Below are 19,327 nucleotides of genomic sequence, written 5' to 3'. Positions count from 1 at the left end.
CGCCGCCCTGCCGGCACCCTGTATCGTTCACAGTGAGAGTCGGCTACGAAGGAGTCGCAGAATGCCGCAGCCCGAAATCAGCCCCACACCGGTCAAGGTCGTCAAGAACATCGATCGTGAAAGGTTCGAGCTCTTCACCGATGACACCCCGGCAGAGTTCATCGGCTTCCTCGCCTATCAGAGGATCGACGAGGACACCGTGGAACTTCAGCACACGATCATCTCCGAGGACTTCTCCCGCCGCGGCTTCGCCCGGACCCTGGTCACCCGAGTCCTCGACATGATCAGAAGCGGCGGCGGCCGAATCGTGCCGACCTGCTCCTATGTCCAGGACTACCTCGAGCGGTTCCCGCAGTACGGTGACCTCGCGGCCCCACAGTGACAGGGCCCGAACCAGCATCCGGTGCAGGCCGTTTCGCACCGAGCCCGAGCGGCGACCTGCATATCGGAAACCTCCGCTCAGGGCTGTTGGCCTATGTCCGTGCCAGGCAGACGGGACGCCGCTTCCTGTGGCGCATCGAGGACCTTGACAGGGTCAGAGCCGGCTCAGCACAATCGCAGCTCGACGTCTTCGCCGAACTCGGCGTCACCCCGGACGAAGAGCCGCTCATCCAATCACAGCGTCATGATGTCTATGCCGCAGCCATCGCGGAGTTGGATGCCGCCGGGCTGGTGTTCGAATGCTACTGCTCGCGCAAGGACATCGCTCAAGCACCGAGCGCACCGCACGGCCCACCAGGGGCCTATCCCGGAACGTGCCGCCGCCTCGGCGAGGACGAGCGGCGGCAGCAGCGGGAGAGACTCGCACACAACGGGCGGCAGCCGGCCCTGCGGCTGCGAGCCGACAACCGTGCACATCACATCGATGATGCGCTGCTGGGCCGGGTGGTAGCCCCGGTCGACGACCTCGTGCTGCGACGCGGCGACGGAGTCTTCGCCTACAACCTCACCGTGGTCGTCGATGACGGAGCGAGCGGAGTCGACGAGGTGGTGCGCGGTGACGATCTCGCCTCCTCGGCACCTCGGCAGGCCTACCTCGCACGACTCCTCGGGATCACCGAACCGAACTGGGTGCATGTGCCTCTGGTGCTCAACGACAACGGTCAGCGTCTGGCCAAACGCGACGGTGCAGTCACCTATCAGCAGCTGCGCAGCCTCGGCTGGACCGCTGCCGATGTGTTCGCCTGGATGCAGAAGTCCTTGGCGCCGACGATGACGGGGCCGCGGTGGAAGGACATCGACGATATGATCTCCGGCGTCGACTTCGCTGAGATGCCGACCTCGCCGACGGTCTTCATCCCGCCGGCCGACTCCTGAAGTCGTGGGTCTCAGGCTGCGGAGGAGTTCGCAGCCGCGGAGATGACGCCGTCGTAGATCGCCTCGAACGTGTCCAAGGTGTATTCGATATCGTGTTTGGCCACGACATCGAGCGACGCCTTGGAGAACGCATCGAGTTCGGCGTCGCCCATTCGGCAGATGCGGGTGAAACGATCGGCCAGTGCGTTGATGTCGTGCGGCGGGAACAGGTAGCCGTTGACCCCGTCACGGACGAGATGAGGCAGGGCCACGGCGTCGGCCAACACCACGGGTTTGCGTGAGGCGAGCGCCTCGAGAGTGGCGATCGACTGCAGCTCCGCTGTCGAGGGCATGCAGAAGAAGGTGCAGCGCTGGTAGGCGTCCATCAGAGCCTTGTCGCTGATCTTGCCGAGGACATGGACCCGGTCGGCGATCCCGTGCTCGGCTGCCAGCTGCTTCAGGGGCTCTTCCTGGTCACCGCCGCCGACGATGTCGGCCTCGAGGCCGATTTCGGGGTCGGTCTTGGCGACTGCTTCGACGATATCTGCGGCATGTTTCTCGGAGGAGAGGCGACCGACGAAGAGCACCCGTGGGGGAGTGGAACGGGGCGCCTGCGGTTCGAGTTCGCGCAGATGGGCGAAGCGTTCGAGGTCGATTCCGCAGGACACCGCCCGGATCGGGGAGGTGAACCCGTTCTCGGTGAGCAGATCTGCAGCCAGCTGCGTCGGGACGGTGATGAAGTCGGCGGACTGGAACTTCCGGCGCAGATCCCACCACGCGATCGCGGTACCGCCGTCGAGGACGGCTTTCGGAGCCTTGATGTACGGGCGCACATTGTCGGGCATGAAATGGTTCGTCGCGACGACCGGGAGGCCTCGTCGGATCGATTCGGAGAACGCATAGCGGCCGATGACGAAATGGGCCTGAGTATGGACGACATCGGGTTGGAGGCTGTCGAGCAGCCGGGAGATCTCGGGTTTCGTCTCCCACGGCATGCAGATCATCCAGGTCGGATGCAGCGGCCAACGGTGGGCGGTCAGGCGGTGGACGGTGACTCCGTCTTCGACGCTGACCGAGGGCTTGCCCGTGGCAGAGGGACACGCGACGTGCACATCATTGCCGCGCGCGGCGAGTCCGGCGGCCAGACGTTCTGCGAACTTCGCGGCACCATTGACCTCGGGCGCGTACGTCTCTGCCGGGATGAGGATGCGGCGGGCTGGAGTGGGTCGGTGCGCAGACAGGATTCAGCTCTCCTCGGTGTCGGTCATGGTGTTGGAACGGCGGGCGTCCCTGCGCTGAGCTTCTCGATCTTTGACATCGGGATGATACCGCGACAATACAACGACACCTGCGCAGGCGACCAATCCAGTGACCGTGATGACGGCGATCAGCCACAGCGGAGCCGAGGCAGCCTCACCGAGGACCACGGTACCCAGGATCACGGCGCCGATCGGATCGATGACGGTGAGCCCGGCGATGACCATTTCGGGAGGGCCGGCGGCGTACGCGTTCTGAACGAACCAGGAGCCGAGAGCGACTGCGGCGAGCAGTCCTGCCACATTCACCCAGGTGACCTCGGCGAGACCGGCCTGGAGGAATTGAACGCTGACGAGGTGAGCGTTCGTGGCGACGCACGAGAAGAGGAGTCCGGCGGCGACGATGAGGACGAGCTGAGGCGCATGACGGAAAGCGAGCATGATGACCAGGCCGAGACCGACGACGACGGCGGTGATCCAGAACAGCGGCAGGGCATCGGCGCCGAGGTGGACCTCCGAACGTGCTGTCGTGGCCGAGAGCCCGACGAAGATCGTCACGCCGATCGTGCACCAGACGACGGACTGGACGAGCCGTCGATTGACCCTGAGCCCGCGGTGACGGACGCCCAAGAGCACGGACACGATGAGCGAGAACGCACCGATCGGCTGCACGACCATCACCGGGGCAAGCGCCAGGGCCACGAAATTGCCGGCCGTGCCGAAACCGAGGATGAGCAGACCGAGCAGCCAGCGCCCGTTGCCGAGCAGTTCTGTGAAATGAGCCCAGCTGAGTCCGTTGTGGGAATCATCCTGACCGGCGATGGCATCGTGTTGGTACAGAGCGCCATAGGCGAGGGCCACGGCCGCCAGCACGGCGAGGGCGATTGCCACTGTGGTCACGGTGAATCTTCCGGGTTCGGAGCGGATGGAGAAGGTGCGAGGATCGCTTCGAGTTTACCGTGCACCTGCGCTGCGAGGGGGCCCATGGCCTGTATTCGTCACGACTGTACGGCTAACCGACCGGGGCGGTGGGGTTTCCCTCAGGGGTTGTGAGCTAAAGCACTCATCGCCGTTTTGTTCGCCTGCCTCGGTGTTTGCTAAGCTGGAACACACGTCCGCAGGAGACTGCGACGTTCCTCCGTAGCTCAGTTGGCAGAGCATTCGACTGTTAATCGAAGGGTCGCTGGTTCGAGCCCAGCCGGGGGAGCAGACCGGGCCCCGTCCGTTTCGGACGGGGCCTTCGTCGTGCCCGGGCAGGGGAATACCTCGAGCATCAACCAGGTTGGCGGATGTATGAAGTCTTTCGGATTCTTGAGTTTCGGTCATTACGGCACCGGCAGTGCTCCCGAGGGGTATGGAGCGAAGGCGGCATTGCAGCAGGCGGTCGAGATCGGCGTCGGCGCCGACGAGATCGGTGTCAATGGTGCTTACTTCCGCGTCCATCATTTCGCCACGCAGGCGGCTTCGCCCATGCCGCTGCTGTCAGCGATCGCCGCCCGGACTCAGCACCTCGAGGTCGGGACCGGAGTGATCGACATGAGGTATGAGAATCCGCTCTACCTCGCCGAGGAGGCCGCCGCCCTCGACCTGCTCTCCGACCAGCGGCTGGCGCTGGGCATCAGCAGGGGATCGCCCGAACCTGCTCTGCGCGGTTGGGAATCCTTCGGCTACGAGGACCCGAGCGAACCCAAAGCCGCGAACATGGCCCGGGAGAAGTTCGACCGCTTCCTCCGGGCGGTCCGGGGTGAACGGCTGGCTCCGGCCGACCCGCAGCAGTTCGGACCCGGGGCCAGCCTGCGGGTCGAACCGCACTCACCCGGACTCGACCGACGCATCTGGTGGGGTGCAGGTTCCGCGGCGACCGCCGAATGGGCGGCACACCAGGGGGTGAATCTCATGAGTTCGACCCTGCTCACCGAGGCGACCGGAGCCTCATTCGGAGACCTGCAGGCCGAGCAGATCGACCGGTATCGGGAGGCATGGCGGGAAGCGGGACACGGATGGAACCCGCGCGTCTCCGTGTCCCGCAGCATCTTCCCGATCACCACCGACCTCGACGACCTCTACTTCGGTCGGCGAAGTGCCGGCCAGGGCGATCAGATCGGGATCATCGACGACACCCGCTCGACCTTCGGCCGGACCTATGCGGGCGAACCCGATCGCCTCATCGACGAACTCAAAGCCGATGCGGCCATCGCGGCTGCGGATACCCTGATGCTGACGATTCCCAGCCAGTTGGGGGTCGACTACAACCTGCACATCCTCGAATCCTTCGCCGAACACATCGCACCTGCTCTTGGGTGGGTGCCGAACTCTCAGCTCCGTTCCTGAACTTCGAATCCCATATCAGCTGGATCCAGACGAGACTTTCGGAGGAGCACCATAGGATGTGGTCTATAGCTTGAAAGACGAAGAGAGCCGCGTGGTCGACGAGTGATCCTCTCCCACGCGGGCGAAGAGGAGACCATGTGAGCGAGAGCACGGGAATGTCGCAGACGCAGAAGCGAATCCTGCTCATCGGCCTCGTTCCGCTCTTCATGTCGCTGCTGTCGGTGTCGAGCATCAATGTCGTCCTGCCCTCGATCGCCGCGGACATCGGCGCCTCGACCTCGGCGCTGCAATGGGTGCTCACCGGCTATGCCCTCTCGTTCGGTGTCGTCCTCGTCGCCGCCGGTCGGGCGGGGGATGTCTTCGGTCGTGGTCAGCTGTTCATCGCCGGAGTCGGACTCTTCGGGCTGTCCTCCCTCGTCTCGGGCATCGCGCCGGATCCGCTGACGCTCAATATCGCGCGCGTCGTCATGGGCTTCGGCTCCGGACTGCTCAACCCGCAGGTCGTCGGCCTTCTGCAGCAGTACTTCCAGGGACCTCCGCGCGGCCGAGCGTTCGGAATGATGGGCACCACGGTGGGCCTCTCAGTGGCGATCGGTCCTGTTCTCGGCGGGGCGCTGATCGCTCTGTTCGGCAACGACCTCGGCTGGCGGGCGACCTTCCTCGTCAACGTGCCCTTCGCCGTCGTCTCCCTCCTCCTGGCTCGCGCGTGGCTGCCCAGCGGTGCCTGGCGCCCCGCCGTGGCCGAAGGAGCCGCCGACGCCAAGGACGACAAGGACCTCGATCCTGTCGGTGTGCTCCTACTCGGCGTCGGAGTCCTCCTCATCCTCCTGCCCTTCGTCGAATCCTCGCTCGGATGGTTCATCTGGCTGGCGCTTCCGGTGGGACTGGCGGCGATCTGGGTGTGGACGAAATGGGAACGTCGCTATGCCCGCCTCGGCAGACCGCCGATGGTCGACCTCGACCTCTTCCGCATTCCCAGCTTCAGCAACGGCTCGATCATCATCACCCTCTACTTCCTCGGCGTGACCAGCGTCTGGGTCCTCGTGGCGATCTATATGCAGCAGGGGCTGGGGCATTCGGCCCTGGCTGCGGGCATGATCGGGCTGCCCGCGGCACTCCTGTCAGCGGTCTCCGCCGACGTGTCGGGTCGGTTCGTGTTCCAGATCGGGCGCCGCCTCGTCGTGTGGGGGATCGTCACCTGCCTGTTCGGCCTCCTCGCGACGATCGCCGTCGTCGTGCTGCTCTCGCAGGGGATCGGCAGCGAATGGTGGATGCTGTTCACCCTTGCGTTCATCGGCACGGCGCAGGGAATGGTCATCAGTCCGAACCAGACACTGACCCTGCACGAGGTGCCGCTGAAGTACGCGGGTTCCTCCGGTGGTGTGCTGCAGACAGGGCAGCGTATCGGCACCTCGATGGGTCTGGCCATCATGACCGCGCTCGCGTTCTCCATCACCGCGGTCAGCAACTGGCACATGGGCATGATCGGCGCTTTCGCAGCCATCGCCGTCGTCGTCATCCTCGCCGGGATCGTCGGCCTTGTCGAGGTTCGCCGAGGCGGTTCGCGCCGACGCTGAGACAGGCCGGCACGCGGCTCGGCCGAGCGCCGAATACCCTCAGCTGTCAGCGCAATAATGTTACTGAATTTAGACAATCCGCTGTGTGCGAATGTGGAAGACTGTGAACGCACAACAGCCCACGGAAGGAAACACAGTGTCCCTGGCCGTACCCGAGGACGATTCGGCGCTCGAAGAGCTCGTCCGCTCCGGAGGCATCGAAACCTACTTCGCGCCCGTCGTCGACGCCCTGACCTTCCATCGTGTGGGACATCAGATTCTGCAGGCTCCGACAGGGGATCCGGAACTGGGGCGTGCGGAGTCGGAGAATCTGCGCCGCGCGATGCGCTCATCGACGATCACCGGCGACATCGATGCGTCTCTGCGGGATACGGCTCTGCGGACGGCCGAAGGCGCCGGACTGCCGAAGTCGAATCGGCTCTTCCTCCACGCCGAAGCCGAATCGTTCGCCACGCTCGAGGACCGCACCGGTGAACCCGACCGTTCCGTCATCCTCCAACTCGACGCCCATCGCGTGGTGTCCTCTCCCGCCTCGGTGCTGCGCTCGGTTCGTTCGGCTCGGTCGCTCGGCTGGGGCGTGGGCATGTCATCGGTCGGGGCCGATCTGCGCAGCGCCTCATTCGTTCCCTTGGTCAACCCTTCTGTCGTCGGACTCCACCCGGATGTCCTGCGCATCGACTGCGACTCGCACCTTGCTGAACTCAACCGGCTGCTTCACGCCCACCTCGAGCGCACAGGAGCAGTCATCCTCGCCGACGGTGTGGAGACCGAAGACGATCTGGACAGAGTGCGGGGTTTGGGCGCACGGTTCATGTCCGGACCGTACTTCGGTGAGGCCACGAAACAGCCGCAGCCGTTCTCCGAGCCGAGCGAAGACGCTCTCGTCTCCCACTACTCGCGCAACCTGCCCGCACTGGGCACTCCCTACTCGATCTCGCAGGGGCTGCGCCGGGAGCCGCTGGTGATGAATCGAGAGCTCCTCATCGCTCAGATCGCAGCCCTCGAAGAGCGTGCCCTGGCTTCCGGGACGGCGACGATCACGCTCGGAGTGTTCGGGGAGGACGAGGATTTCTCCGAAGCGACCAGACTGCGGTACGAGAAGATCCGTGACACCGTCGGAATGACCGCGATGTTCTCCGGCGGATTCGACGGACCACCCATCCCCGGTGTGCGCACCGGACTCGTCGATGCCTCGGATCCCATGCGCAACGAACACGGAGTCGTTGTCGTCGGCCCGGACTGGTCGGGCATGGTCGCTGCCTCCAAACGCAATGACCCCGGCAGTGACGGGCAGACCGTGTTCGATGTCTACATCACCACAGATCGCTACACCTGTGTGGACGCAGCTCGGAGCGTGCTCACCCGTATTGCCCCACTGACCGCCTCGGCCTCGTTTCAGGGGGTCTGAGTCGGACAGACACGTCCGCGAAGTTCTCGGAGCGGCGGCATCGGACAAGTGGGTCTGGGCGCATTCTTGGTGCTAATCTTGACTCGGCTGGCCCCCGTAGCTCAGCTGGTCAGAGCAGGGAACTCATAATTCCTTGGTCGTCGGTTCAAGTCCGACCGGGGGCACCGACCGTCCACCCGCCTCGGCTCTCACTTACGGTGTGCGCATAGTCAGGGAACATCCGAATGGTCTCGGACCGGCCGACTCTGCCCCTTTCCTCTGCGATCGTCTCCACAGCGTCACGCCGTTCACTCGAGACTGACAGACACCCGCCACCACCAGCGTCTTCGATGCTTGGCTGCAGGTCGAACATGGACTATCATGTGGGCAGTGCCTCCTTGCGGATCGTAGGGGAAGACGTATCCGAGGTAGGAGGCAGAAATGGATATGACACAGGGCGTACTCTTCGTCCACTCAGCACCTCGTGCGCTGTGCCCTCACATCGAGTGGGCAGCGGGCGGGGCCATCGGCGCACAAGCACGCTTCGACTGGACACCCCAGCCGGCAGCACCTGGGCTTGTGCGCGCAGAAGTCTGCTGGCGCGCGCCCGCAGGCTCCGGGGCTCGTATTGCTTCAGCACTGCGCGGTTGGGACTCACTCCGCTACGAAGTCACCGAAGAACCCTCACCGGGTGTCGACGGTGGCCGGTGGAGCCACACGCCCGATCTCGGCATCTACCATGCTGTGACTGATACTGCCGGGAACATCCTCGTTCCCGAAGATCGCATCCGCTCCGTCATGGAACGCGCAGCAGGCGACCCCGCGAAGTTCTCCTCAGAGATGGCCATCGCTTTGGGCGAAGCCTGGGATGAGGAACTTGACGCGTTCCGTCACGCCGGTGAGGGTGCACCCGTGCGGTGGCTGACCAAGGTCGGCTGAACCGACTCACACGTCGTTCGTGCGGAGTTCCCAAAGACTCCGATCGAGTTCGACCCGTCTGAGGGCACACCTTCCTACCTCGGGTGTGCCCATTTCGCGTGTCCGCAGGCGGCATTGGCGCAGTGAGCCACGCAGTCTCCACGCGGGGAACCAGCAGCGCCCATCCTGGGATCGGCGGATATTGCTGCCGAGTTGATGAGTCGATTCCTCGCCGGAGACGGGCACCAATGGAAACGGCACACTTAAGGGTGGATAGCCCAGTTTCAAACTTGGGCTATCCACCCTAAAGTGTGCCAAAACTCAGATCGTCGCACCTAGAGTGTGCCGAAGCTCAGACAGCCGCACCTAGAGCGTACTGAACCGCAGACAGGCCGTACCTGAAATGTGCCGTAGCCGCCGTCTGCAGCTGGGCAGAGACTCAGGCGGAGCGGAACGCGACAACGGCGTTGTGACCGCCGAAGCCGAACGAGTTCGTGATTGCCGCGATGTCACCGGTGGGCAGCTCTGCGGGAGTGTCGCGCACGATGTTGATGCCCACGACCTTCGGATCGACTTCGTCGATATTGATGGTCGGGGGAGCCTTCCGAGTCTGCAGTGCCTTGACCGTGAGGATCGCCTCCACGGCTCCGGTGCCACCGAGAAGGTGCCCGGTCATCGATTTCGTAGCCGAAACCAAAGCCTCGCCGACATTGTCGCCGAGGAGCTCGGTGATCGCCAGCGACTCGGGAATGTCACCGACCGGAGTCGACGTGGCATGGGCATTGACGTGCTTGATGTCAGCTGCCCTCAGTCCGCCGGCGTCAAGAGCCTGCTGCATGGCAGCCAGCGCATGCTTGCCCTCAGGTTCGCCGCCGGTGATGTGGTAGGCATCATTCGAGATGCCCCAGCCGGCCACCTCGGCGTAGATCTTCGCTCCACGCGCCCGCGCATGCTCCTCGGTCTCGAGGATGAGCGCACCCGCGCCCTCTCCCATGACGAATCCGTCACGGTCGACGTCATAGGGGCGCGAAGCTGCTTCGGGTGAGTCCGTGCGACGTGAAAGGGCCTGCATCGAGTTGAACGCGGCCAGGGTGATCGGATGGATCGCCGCTTCGGAACCGCCGGCGATGATGACATCGGCCCTGCCGGACGCGAGCACATCGTAAGCGTGGCCGAGGCTCTCGGTCGACGACGCGCAGGCAGAGACCAGAGTCTGCACGCCTGCACGAGCTGCGAACTCCATGCCGATTGCCGCGGCCGGACCATTCGGCATGAGCATGGGGACCGTCAGCGGCATGACCCGGCGAGGGCCCTCCTCCTGCAACGTGTCCCAGGCATCGAGCAGAGTCCAGACGCCGCCGATTCCGGTGGCCCAGGAGACGGCAGTGCGCTCAGGGTCGGTCTCTTCGAGGCCGGCATCTGCCATCGCCTCACGGGCGGAGATCAGCGCGAATTGGCTCGAAGGGTCGAGTCTCTTCGCCTGGACTCGCTTGAGATTGTCGGGAACGACCTGTGGGTCGACCTGGGCGGCGAAGTCCACGGCGAGGCCGTACTTCTCCGACCAATCATTGTCCATCGTGTGGACCCCTGAGGTGCCTGCCAGAATGGCTTGCCACGTGGCCTCGGCGTCTGCGCCCAGGGGGGTTACCGCACCGATGCCGGTGACGACAACTTTAGCTGTCATGGTACAAACCTCGTCGATAGTGTGGACACGGCCCGTCGGTGGACGGGCCGTGTTCGGCTGCTGTGGTTCAGGCTTCCTGCGCCTTGTTGATGTAGTCGACAGCGTCCTGAACGGTCACGAGATCCTTGACGTCGTCATCGGGGATCTTCACGCCGAACTTCTTCTCAGCGTTGACGACGATGGTCATCATCGAGATCGAGTCGATGTCGAGGTCATCGGTGAACGACTTGTCGGCTTCGACTGCTTCAACGGCCAGGCCGGTCTCTTCGTTGACGATCTCTGCGAGCCCAGCGAGGACTTCAGCTTCGGTGAATGCCATTTCTTTCCTACTTTCTGATTTCGGCCGAGGGTTTTTCGACCGTTTGAGGAACGTTTCGACGAGTGTCCCGCCGAATATCTTAGGACATTCACGGAGAGTTTTCCGTGAATGGTGTGTCTCAGGGCAGGCGGACGACCTGCGCGCCGTAGACGAGGCCCGCGCCGAAGCCCATCTGCAGGGCGAGCCCGCCGCTGAGTTCGGGCTGTTCGCGCAGAAGACGTTCGGTGGCCAGCGGGATCGACGCTGCCGAAGTGTTGCCGTTGTCGGCGATGTCACGGGCGATGACGACCGAGTCCGGCAGCTTGAGCTGCTTGGCGAGCTCATCGATGATGCGCATGTTCGCCTGGTGCGGAATGAACGCTGCGAGATCCTCGGCTGCGACACCGGAAGCGGCGAGGGCTTCCTTGGCCACCTCGGCGCCGTCCCACACGGCCCAGCGGAAGACGGTCGGACCGTCCTGGCGCAGGGTCGGGAACGGAAGATCACGGTCGTCGCGGACATCCATGAGCGATTCGGTCATCCGAATGGTCGACCAGTTCTCGCCCTTCGAGCCCCACACGGTCTTCGAAATGCCGGGCTCGTCGGACGAGGTCACGACGACCGCACCGGCACCGTCACCGAGGATGAAGGAGATCGAACGGTCCTCAGGATCGATGATGTCCGAGAGCTTCTCAGCACCGATGACGAGGATGTTGTCCATGGCTCCGGACCGCACCAGCGAATCGGCCTGGCCGATGCCGTAGCAGTAGCCCGCGCACGCGGCGCTGATGTCCCATGCGGGGATCGGGCCGGTGCCGAGGCGATCGGTGAGGGCGGCGGCAGCCGAGGGGGTCATGTAGGGGAAGGTCACCGTGGAGATGATGATCGCGCCGATGTCCTCGGGTTTGAGACCGGACGAGGCGATGGCTTCGAGTGCGGCTTCCTCGCACATGTCGAGAACGCCGACGTCCTTGCTGGCACGACGGCGGGTGACGATACCGGTGCGCTGACGGATCCATTCGTCCGAGGAGTTGATCGGCCCGGCGATATCGTCATTCGTGACGAGGTTCTCTGCCCGGTAGGCGCCGATCCCGGCGATGCGGGAGAAGGTGCCGAGCTCGGCTGTCTGCAGTGTTGGCATTGTGTTGTCCTTCGATTCTCAGGCGTGAGCTGCCGCGAACTCACGCGCGCCGTCGAGGTCGGCGGCTGATTTGATGGGGAATGTCTCCACGCCCTTCATGGCGCGTCGAGCGATGCCGGTGAGGGTGCCACCGGGCACGAGTTCGATCATTCCGGTGACTCCGGAGTCGAGCAGGGTCTCCTGGCACAGGTCCCAGCGGACCGGGTTCGTGACCTGCTTGACGAGGCGGTCGACGTATTCGCGGCCGTCTGCAACAGCGCTGCCGTCAGAATTGCTGAGGATGCGCACCTGCGGGTCGGTGACCTCCAGCGCCGAGGCGGTGGTGGCGAGGTCCTCGGTCGCCGCAGCCATGAACTCGGTGTGGAAGGCGCCGGCGACGGGCAGCGCGATGACGCGTGCTCGCTCGGGCGGGTTCTCCGACAAGGTCTGCAGCGAAGCGAGGGAACCGGCGGCGACGGTCTGTCCACCGCCGTTGACATTGGCCGGGCTGGCACCGGCGGCTTCGATGGCGGCGAACACGTCTTCGGGCTGTCCGCCGACGACGGCGGCCATACCGGTGGGCGTGGCGGCAGCGGCGGCGGCCATGCCTGTGGCACGCACCGACACGAACCGCATGGCATCGGCGGGGGAGAAGACACCCGCGAGCTGTGCGGCCGCGATCTCACCGACCGAGTGTCCGGCCACGACGTCGGGGCTGACACCGAGCTCGGCGGCGCAGGCGATCGCCGAGGCGACGAGCAGCGGCTGTGCCAGCGCCGTGTCCTTGATCGTCTCGTCATCGGATTCGGTGCCGTGCAGGCGCAGGTCGATCCCCGAGGCGGTCGAGAGCACGTCGATCTGTGCGGAGAAGGTATCGAGCTCGAGGAAGGAGTTGAGGAAGCCGGACTTCTGGGCCCCCTGGCCCGGGCAGGTGATTGCTAGCACTCAGTTCTCTTTTCGTTGGGTTCCAGATGCCAATCTAATGGACGTCGGACCGATTTCAATGAGATTTGTCGCTGTTCGACAATACGCCGTCTTCTGACAGTCGCCCATAGACCAATGCGATGTGGATGACGAACGCATCGCGAGACGTCGTCGGGTCGAGTCCGATGGCTTCGGTGATCTTGCGCAGACGGTAGCGGACGGTGTTCGGATGCACTGACAGCGCCTTGGCCGTGGCTTCGAGCGAGGATCCGAATTCGACATACGCGCTGACGGTCTTCAGCAGCTGCCCGGTGCCCGACGTCAATGGTGCGTAATAGCGGTCGATGAGCTCGCCCAAGGCGATCCGGTCTCCGGCCAGTGCCCTTTCGGGCAGCAGGTCATCGGCCTTGACCGGCCGCGGGGAGTCAGGGCGTGCTGTGGCGGCCTTGAGTGCGCGGATCGCCGCTTTCGCCGAGGTGGCCGCCTCGGCCAGCGCCGGGACCGTGGGTCCGACGATGACTTCGGAGGGACCGAAGCAGTCGGACAGATCCTCGACGGCCTCATCGACTTCGGTGACCCCGCCCAGGACGATGAGCAGCCGGTTGTCGTGGATGCCGACGAGGGCGTCGTCGGCCCACCTGCTGGCTTTGCGCCGGATTCCGTCGAGGCCCTTGTTCGCCGAGCGCTGCGGGGCACGCCCGACGATGACGCACACTGGGCCGTCTGACTGCCAGCCGAAGGCAGCGGTGCGGCTGGCGAGCTCATCGACGGAGTCTCCGCGAACGAGAGCGTCGATGACCATAGCCTCGAGTCGGGCGTCCCAGCTGCCGCGGGCTTCGGCGGCGCGGGCGTAGACATCGGCGGCGGCGAAGGCCACCTCGCGCGAATAGACGAGCACGGCTTCGCGCAGGGCCGGCTGCTCGACAGGACGGGCGATGTCCGGAACGCGCTCCTCGACGACTTCGACGACGATCTTGAGCAGCTGCAGTGTCTGCTGCAGGCTGATGGCGCGGACGAGGTCGCGCGGAGCGGTCTTGAACAGGTCGGAGACCACGCGCAGGTTCTTATCGGGTTTGCGGTACCAGTCGACGAATGAGGAGATGCCCGACTGGGCGAGCAAGCCTACCCAGGACCGGTCAGAGGACGACATCGTGCGGTACCAGGGCAGCTGCGTCTCAAGCCGCTGCAGCGTCACCGACGACAGGACCCCGACTCCCGCCCGCAGTCGACGGGCGGTTTCGGCGCGACGGCGCACGGACTCGGCATCAGACATCATGAGTACGACTTTAGATGATTACTCACAAATACGTTGTCAGCGACATACAACCAGTGGGAATTTGAGACAAATATGGCCGGAGTCTTGGAGACTCCGGCCATATCGGGGCTCAACGCGTGAGCAATCTCAGGAGATCAGGCTCCTGCTCCCTCGGTCGATCCCGAGCTGCCCGCTCGGACATCGTCGAGCTGGTACTTCTTCGCCGCCTCGGCGGCCTTCTCAGCCGAGATCTTCCCGGTGTCGGCCAGGGAGATGAGCGCCTGGGTGACCACAGACGGACCGTCGACGAGGTAGTAGCGACGAGCCGCGGGACGGGTGTCCGAGATCGCGTAGCCGTCGGTGCCGAGCGAGGTGAAGTGGCTGGGCACGTACTGGCGGATCTGGTCGGGCACGGCTCGCATGTAATCCGAGGTCGCGATGACCGGGCCTTCGGTCTCAGCCATCTTCTCGCTGACATAGGGCACACGCGATTCGGCGTCGGGGTGCTTGAGCCGCTCGTTCTCGGCGTCGAGGCCGTCACGACGCAGCTCGGTCCACGAAGTCACCGACCACACATCGGCCGAGACTCCCCAGTCCTTCTCCAGCAGCTCCTGAGCCTCGAGGACCCACTGGACACCGACACCGGAGGCCATTAGCTGAACCTTCGGCCCACCGTTGTCGGCACCCTTCTTGAGCAGGTAGAGGCCCTTGAGCACGCCTTCGACGTCGAGGCCCTCCGGCTCGGCCGGCTGGACCATCGGCTCGTTGTACATGGTGATGTAGTAGAGCACGTCGGGGTCGCGTTCATCGGCGGGATCGTACATCCGGTGGATGCCGTCCTTGACGATATGGGCGATCTCGTAGCTGTAAGCCGGGTCGTAGGACACGACCGAGGGGTACGTCGAGGCGAGCAGATGCGAGTGGCCGTCGCCGTGCTGCAGGCCCTCGGCTACGAGTGTCGTGCGTCCTGCGGTGGCACCGAGGACGAATCCGCGGGCCATCTGGTCGCCGGCGGCCCAGAAGAAGTCGCCGGTGCGCTGGAAGCCGAACATCGAGTAGAAGATGTAGAACGGGATCATCGGCTCGCCGTGGGTGGCGTACGAGGTGCCCGCCGCAGTCAGTGCTGCGGTCGCGCCGGCCTCGTTGATGCCCACGTGCAGAAGCTGACCGTCAGTGGCTTCCTTGTACGCGAGGAACAGGTCCCGGTCGACAGAAATGTAGTTCTGACCGTGTGGGTTGTAGATCTTCGCCGTCGGGAAGAACGAGTCCATGCCGAAGGTGCGGGCCTCATCGGGGATGATCGGCACGATCCGGTGACCGAACTCCTTCTCCCGCATGAGGTCCTTGAGCACGCGCACGAAGCCCATCGTGGTCGCGATCTGCTGCTTGCCCGAACCGCGACGCCCGGCCTCGAAGGCCTTTTCGGAAGGCATCTTGAGGTCGATGTGGGTGCTGCGACGTTCGGGGGAGTATCCGCCGAGCTCGGCACGACGCTCCTGCATGTACTTGAGTTCGGGGGCGTCGACACCCGGGTGGTAGTACGGCGGGAGCTGCGGATTCTCTTCGAGCTCCTTATCCGAGATCGGGATCTGGAAGTGATCGCGAGCGAGTTTGAGGTCGTCGACGGTCATCTTCTTCATCTGGTGCGTTGCGTTGCGGGCCTCGAAGTGAGGTCCGAGCGAGTAGCCCTTGACGGTCTTGACGAGGATCGCCGTCGGCTGACCGGTGTGTTCGAGGGCTGCCTTGTAAGCGGCGTAGACCTTGCGATAGTCGTGGCCTCCGCGCTTGAGGTTCCAGATCTGCTCGTCGCTGTAATTCTCGACCATCGCCTTCGTGCGCGGATCACGGCCGAAGAAGTTGTCGCGGACGAACCCGCCGGACTCGCCTTTGTAGGTCTGGTAGTCACCGTCGGGCGTGACATTCATGAGGTTGACGAGCGCACCGTCGCGGTCCTTGGCCAACAGGGCGTCCCACTCGCGTCCCCAGACGACCTTGATGACGTTCCAGCCGGCACCGCGGAAGTAGGATTCGAGCTCCTGCATGATCTTGCCGTTGCCGCGGACGGGGCCGTCGAGCCGCTGCAGGTTGCAGTTGATGACGAAGTTGAGGTTGTCGAGCTCTTCGAAAGCGGCGACATGGAGCATGCCGCGGCTCTCGGGCTCGTCGAGTTCGCCGTCGCCGAGGAACGCCCAGGTCTGCTGCTGGGACGTGTCCTTGACGCCGCGGTTGTGCAGGTACTTGTCGAACTGAGCCTGCGCGATCGCGTTCATCGGCCCCAGACCCATGGACACCGTGGGGTGCTCCCAGAAGTCAGGCAGCTGGTGCGGGTGCGGGTAGGAGGGCAGCCCCTGCGGCTTGCCGTCGATGAAGTGCGACTGCTGCTGACGGAACCCGTCGAGCTGTTCGGCGCTCATCCGCCCCTCGAGATAGGCACGAGCGTACATACCGGGGGAGGCATGACCCTGATAGAAGATGTGGTCACCGCCGCCGGGATGGTCCTTGCCGCGGAAGAAGTGATTGAGCCCGACCTCGTAGAGAGTCGCGGACGAGGCGTAGGTGGAGATGTGTCCGCCGACCTCTACGCCGGGACGCTGGGCCCGGTGCACGAGCATGGCGGCATTCCAGCGGTTCCAACGGCGGTAGCGGCGCTCGACCTCTTCGTCGCCGGGGAACCATGGCTCGTTCTCGGGTCCGATGGTGTTGACGTAGTCGGTGGCCGTGAGGCTGGGGACACCGATCTGTTTCTGCCGTGAGCGCTCGAGCATGCGCAGCATGATGTAGCGTGCTCGTGTTCGACCGGTCTCATCGATGAGGCCATCGAGGGAGGCCAGCCATTCCTCGGTCTCCTCCGGGTCGATGTCGGGCACCTGGCTGGGCAGGCCGTTGAGAATGGGGCCGCCCTGATTCCGATTGTCCACGATGTGGTCCTCTCTTCAGCTCCACGATCTTCATTGGTGTAGAGATCATGTCCATCAGATGGAGTGTGGTCCGCAGGATGTCTGAGCCCAGGGTCCACCCGATACACAGGTCAGCCTAGTACGGGCAGGCAAACTTCGCTGTGCCGTTCACTTGTGATTTCCCTGACGGAAATGCGTGCTTAGATGCCCTTTGACTGCGCTTGCGGCGCGCGGGCGCGGACATCATTTGCACCTTGACCACTGTTGACGGAACAATACAGGCATGAGCAACTCCGCTTCTGAAAGGACATCCTCCACTTCGACCCTCGCGAACGAGCTGGGACACAACCTCGGCTTCAGCAAGGGCGACTATGTGCAAGAGATCGGCTATGACGACGATGTCGACCAGGCACTCTGCGAGGCGATCGAAAGCATCATCGGAGACAAGATCGCCGACGGCGAAGAGGACGATGTCTATGACGTGATCCTCATGTGGTGGCGATCGGACGACGATGATCTCATCGACGGCCTCGTCGACGCCCAGGCCACGTTGAAGGAGGGCGGAGTCGTGTGGCTGCTCAGCCCGAAGGCGAACCGCCCCGGCCACATCAGCCCAGCCGACATCTCCGAGGCGGCTCCGACCGCCGGGATGCACGTGACGTCGACGGTCAGTGCCGCCGATGATTGGGCCGGTTTCCGACTCGTAGGCAAAAAGAACTTCTCATGATCCTCAGGCCCGGTGACCGGGCCCCGGATCTCGCCCTTCCCGATCAGTTCGGATCGGTCTTCACCCTCACCGAGGCGGCCCGACCTCGCGTGGTCGTGCTCGTTTTCGTCCCGTTTGCGTTCTCACCGATCTGCGGTGACGAACTCGCCGCACTCGATGTGTGGCAGAAGCGGATGCGCGAGCGCGGGCGGGCTGTCGAGGTGGTCGTGGTGTCCGTGGACTCGAAGTACACCCTGGCCGCCTGGGCCCGGCACGCCGACACCGATATCGTGCTGCTGTCGGACTTCTGGCCGCACGGTGAGTCGGCCCGTGCCTTCGGCGTCTTCGACCCGATCCACGGCGTCGCCGAGCGCGGGGTCTTCGTGATCGCCCCGACAGGTACGATCGTCAGTGGCAGGCAGGTCGCTCGCACCGAGACCCGCGACTTCGGCGCGGATTTCGCTGCGGCCGTCTCCTGCCTTTGAAATTCGAGCCACATTCCGCGGGCGGGTCCACGCTCCGCGGGGACTGCAAGGAGGACTCCACATGGCCACGCTGTTCACGAAGATCATCAATGGCGAGATTCCCGGCACCTTCGTCCATGAGGACGAGAAGTGCGTCGCCTTCCTCGACGTTGCTCCGATGACAGAAGGTCATCTCATGGTGGTCCCGCGTGAGGAGATCTCGCACTGGATCGATGCTGACCAGGAGCTGATGAACCATCTCATGACCGTGGCGAAGAGGCTTGGTGAAGCGCAGAAGAGGGCCCTCGACTGCGAGCGCATCGGTCTGCTCATCGTCGGTTATGAAGTGCCCCACCTGCACATCCACGTTCTGCCGACGAACTCGATGGACGACTTCGACATCTCCGATCGAGCTCCGATGCAGACCCCGGAGCAGTTGGAGGTGCCTGCAGAGAAGATCCGTCAGGCACTCTCCGAACTGCCCTGAACCAGATGAGGTCCGTCGCGGGCCGTCTCAGATCCGATGGGCCTCGAGCCAGCGGTCGAGTGAGTCCCTGACCAACTCGGCGCCTGCGGTCCCGCCGTAGTTCGCACCGAGTCGTGGGTCGTCGACGTACATTCGGCCGAGGCCGCGCACGTAGCCGGCGAGATCCCCTGCGGGATCATGGGCCGGGGTGCCCGGAATCGCCTTCAGCCATTCGATATGACGGCGGGCGAGTTCCTGGCAGCGGTCCGATTCGGGCCGCGCCCCCGCCTCTGCGGCGGCGATCCAATCCTGGGAGAGCACGGCGACCCGCGATTTCCACACCTGTTTGTCCGTGTGACTCTTCCGGGACCACCATTCATCGGAGCGTCGGTACGCGTCGGCGCCCCAACGCTCGGTCACCTCTTCTTCGTATTGCCGATGGTCGAAGCCATCGAACATCTCTTCCGCCATGAGCGGTTCACCTGCTTTCAAATGCGTGATCGTCGCGGTGACGGATGCGATCTGCCGGTCGATGCGATCCCGCTCGCGTCCGAGCGAGAGCACATGGCGTGTCAGCGCCTCGACCGGGTCCTCGGTGCGGTCGAGCACCTCGGCGATCGTTGGCGCGTAGCGTCGGTTGGTACGGATAGTCCACGTACCTGGTACTGGTGCTCGGTGGGAGTGGTACTGGCCCCGAGCGTGTGCTCGGGGCCGGCACCTGTCGTCCTGGCGGCTACTCCCAGTAGCC

Annotated in this window: 18 protein-coding genes and 2 tRNA genes; 11 read left to right on the top strand and 9 right to left on the bottom strand. The window is 64.4% G+C overall.

Annotation, left to right across the window (positions count from 1 at the left end; translation table 11 throughout):
• Positions 1-61 precede the first annotated feature (61 nt).
• Both EB836_RS05775 and gluQRS read left to right on the top strand, forming a co-directional pair.
• Positions 62-382, top strand: a complete 321-nt coding sequence (locus tag EB836_RS05775; protein WP_135538460.1) for a GNAT family N-acetyltransferase — start codon at positions 62-64, stop codon at positions 380-382.
• Positions 379-1,317 (top strand): tRNA glutamyl-Q(34) synthetase GluQRS, encoded by a 939-nt coding sequence (gene gluQRS / locus EB836_RS05770; RefSeq protein ID WP_135538458.1) that lies wholly within the window; start codon positions 379-381, stop codon positions 1,315-1,317. Before EB836_RS05775 ends, gluQRS begins: the two co-directional genes overlap by 4 nt.
• An 11-nt stretch (positions 1,318-1,328) precedes the next feature.
• On the opposite strand, the gene EB836_RS05765 is transcribed toward gluQRS, so the two are convergent.
• Together EB836_RS05765 and EB836_RS05760 are read right to left on the bottom strand one after the other, a co-directional pair.
• A complete protein-coding gene (locus EB836_RS05765; RefSeq protein ID WP_135538456.1) occupies positions 1,329-2,498 on the bottom strand; it encodes a glycosyltransferase in 1,170 nt (389 codons plus the stop codon).
• 42 nt (positions 2,499-2,540) lie between these two features.
• A complete protein-coding gene (locus EB836_RS05760; protein WP_240689640.1) occupies positions 2,541-3,452 on the bottom strand; it encodes a DMT family transporter in 912 nt (303 codons plus the stop codon).
• A 234-nt stretch (positions 3,453-3,686) separates the two neighbouring features.
• On the opposite strand from EB836_RS05760, the gene EB836_RS05755 reads away from it, so the two are divergent.
• The 6 genes from EB836_RS05755 to EB836_RS05730 all read left to right on the top strand — a co-directional run bounded on the left by EB836_RS05755 (position 3,687) and on the right by EB836_RS05730 (position 8,786).
• Positions 3,687-3,759 (top strand) — tRNA-Asn (locus EB836_RS05755).
• A gap of 86 nt (positions 3,760-3,845) precedes the next feature.
• Positions 3,846-4,883: an LLM class flavin-dependent oxidoreductase gene (locus EB836_RS05750; protein ID WP_135538454.1), complete on the top strand. Its 1,038-nt coding sequence runs from the start codon at positions 3,846-3,848 to the stop codon at positions 4,881-4,883.
• Between the two features lie 155 nt (positions 4,884-5,038).
• Entirely contained in the window at positions 5,039-6,460 is a 1,422-nt protein-coding gene (locus EB836_RS05745; protein ID WP_167854377.1) for an MFS transporter, read from the top strand.
• 136 nt (positions 6,461-6,596) lie between these two features.
• The gene (locus EB836_RS05740; protein WP_240689638.1) at positions 6,597-7,868 is read left to right on the top strand and encodes an EAL domain-containing protein; all 1,272 of its coding nucleotides are present in this window, start codon (positions 6,597-6,599) and stop codon (positions 7,866-7,868) included.
• A gap of 90 nt (positions 7,869-7,958) precedes the next feature.
• Positions 7,959-8,032, top strand: a tRNA-Ile gene (locus EB836_RS05735).
• A 262-nt stretch (positions 8,033-8,294) separates the two neighbouring features.
• A complete protein-coding gene (locus EB836_RS05730) occupies positions 8,295-8,786 on the top strand; it encodes a DUF3145 domain-containing protein (RefSeq protein ID WP_135538822.1) in 492 nt (163 codons plus the stop codon).
• Between the two features lie 418 nt (positions 8,787-9,204).
• Here EB836_RS05730 and EB836_RS05725 read toward each other — a convergent pair whose 3' ends face one another.
• The 6 genes from EB836_RS05725 to aceE form a co-directional block, all read right to left on the bottom strand.
• Positions 9,205-10,449, bottom strand: a complete 1,245-nt coding sequence (locus EB836_RS05725) for a beta-ketoacyl-[acyl-carrier-protein] synthase family protein (protein WP_135538449.1) — start codon at positions 10,447-10,449, stop codon at positions 9,205-9,207.
• Between the two features lie 67 nt (positions 10,450-10,516).
• Complete coding sequence (locus EB836_RS05720) at positions 10,517-10,768, bottom strand: acyl carrier protein (RefSeq protein ID WP_025776743.1); 252 nt, start codon at positions 10,766-10,768, stop codon at positions 10,517-10,519.
• 118 nt (positions 10,769-10,886) lie between these two features.
• On the bottom strand, positions 10,887-11,888 hold the full coding sequence (locus EB836_RS05715; RefSeq protein ID WP_135538447.1) for a beta-ketoacyl-ACP synthase III: 1,002 nt from the start codon (positions 11,886-11,888) through the stop codon (positions 10,887-10,889).
• A gap of 18 nt (positions 11,889-11,906) precedes the next feature.
• Positions 11,907-12,812, bottom strand: coding sequence for an ACP S-malonyltransferase (locus EB836_RS05710; protein WP_135538445.1), 906 nt, complete (start codon positions 12,810-12,812; stop codon positions 11,907-11,909).
• 55 nt (positions 12,813-12,867) lie between these two features.
• Positions 12,868-14,067, bottom strand: coding sequence for a helix-turn-helix domain-containing protein (locus tag EB836_RS05705; protein ID WP_135538443.1), 1,200 nt, complete (start codon positions 14,065-14,067; stop codon positions 12,868-12,870).
• Between the two features lie 134 nt (positions 14,068-14,201).
• The gene (aceE, locus tag EB836_RS05700) at positions 14,202-16,964 is read right to left on the bottom strand and encodes a pyruvate dehydrogenase (acetyl-transferring), homodimeric type (RefSeq protein ID WP_135538441.1); all 2,763 of its coding nucleotides are present in this window, start codon (positions 16,962-16,964) and stop codon (positions 14,202-14,204) included.
• 262 nt (positions 16,965-17,226) lie between these two features.
• Here aceE and EB836_RS05695 point away from each other — a divergent pair, with 262 nt between their 5' ends.
• The 3 genes from EB836_RS05695 to EB836_RS05685 all read left to right on the top strand — a co-directional run bounded on the left by EB836_RS05695 (position 17,227) and on the right by EB836_RS05685 (position 18,600).
• Positions 17,227-17,670: a DUF3052 domain-containing protein gene (locus EB836_RS05695; protein ID WP_135538439.1), complete on the top strand. Its 444-nt coding sequence runs from the start codon at positions 17,227-17,229 to the stop codon at positions 17,668-17,670.
• Positions 17,667-18,134 carry a redoxin domain-containing protein gene (locus tag EB836_RS05690; RefSeq protein WP_135538437.1) on the top strand — a complete coding sequence of 156 codons (468 nt, stop codon included), beginning with the start codon at positions 17,667-17,669 and terminating at the stop codon, positions 18,132-18,134. Before EB836_RS05695 ends, EB836_RS05690 begins: the two co-directional genes overlap by 4 nt.
• A 61-nt stretch (positions 18,135-18,195) precedes the next feature.
• Positions 18,196-18,600, top strand: a complete 405-nt coding sequence (locus EB836_RS05685; protein ID WP_135538435.1) for an HIT family protein — start codon at positions 18,196-18,198, stop codon at positions 18,598-18,600.
• 27 nt (positions 18,601-18,627) lie between these two features.
• Here the strand turns inward: EB836_RS05685 and EB836_RS05680 are convergent, their stop codons facing one another.
• On the bottom strand, positions 18,628-19,188 hold the full coding sequence (locus EB836_RS05680) for a TipAS antibiotic-recognition domain-containing protein (protein ID WP_240689636.1): 561 nt from the start codon (positions 19,186-19,188) through the stop codon (positions 18,628-18,630).
• Positions 19,189-19,327: the final 139 nt, after the last annotated feature.

Source organism: Brevibacterium sp. S111 (assembly GCF_004745075.1).
In the GTDB taxonomy this organism is placed as follows: domain Bacteria; phylum Actinomycetota; class Actinomycetes; order Actinomycetales; family Brevibacteriaceae; genus Brevibacterium.
Note: the sequence above shows the minus strand (reverse complement) of the source record. Positions and strands in the feature narration are given on the sequence as shown.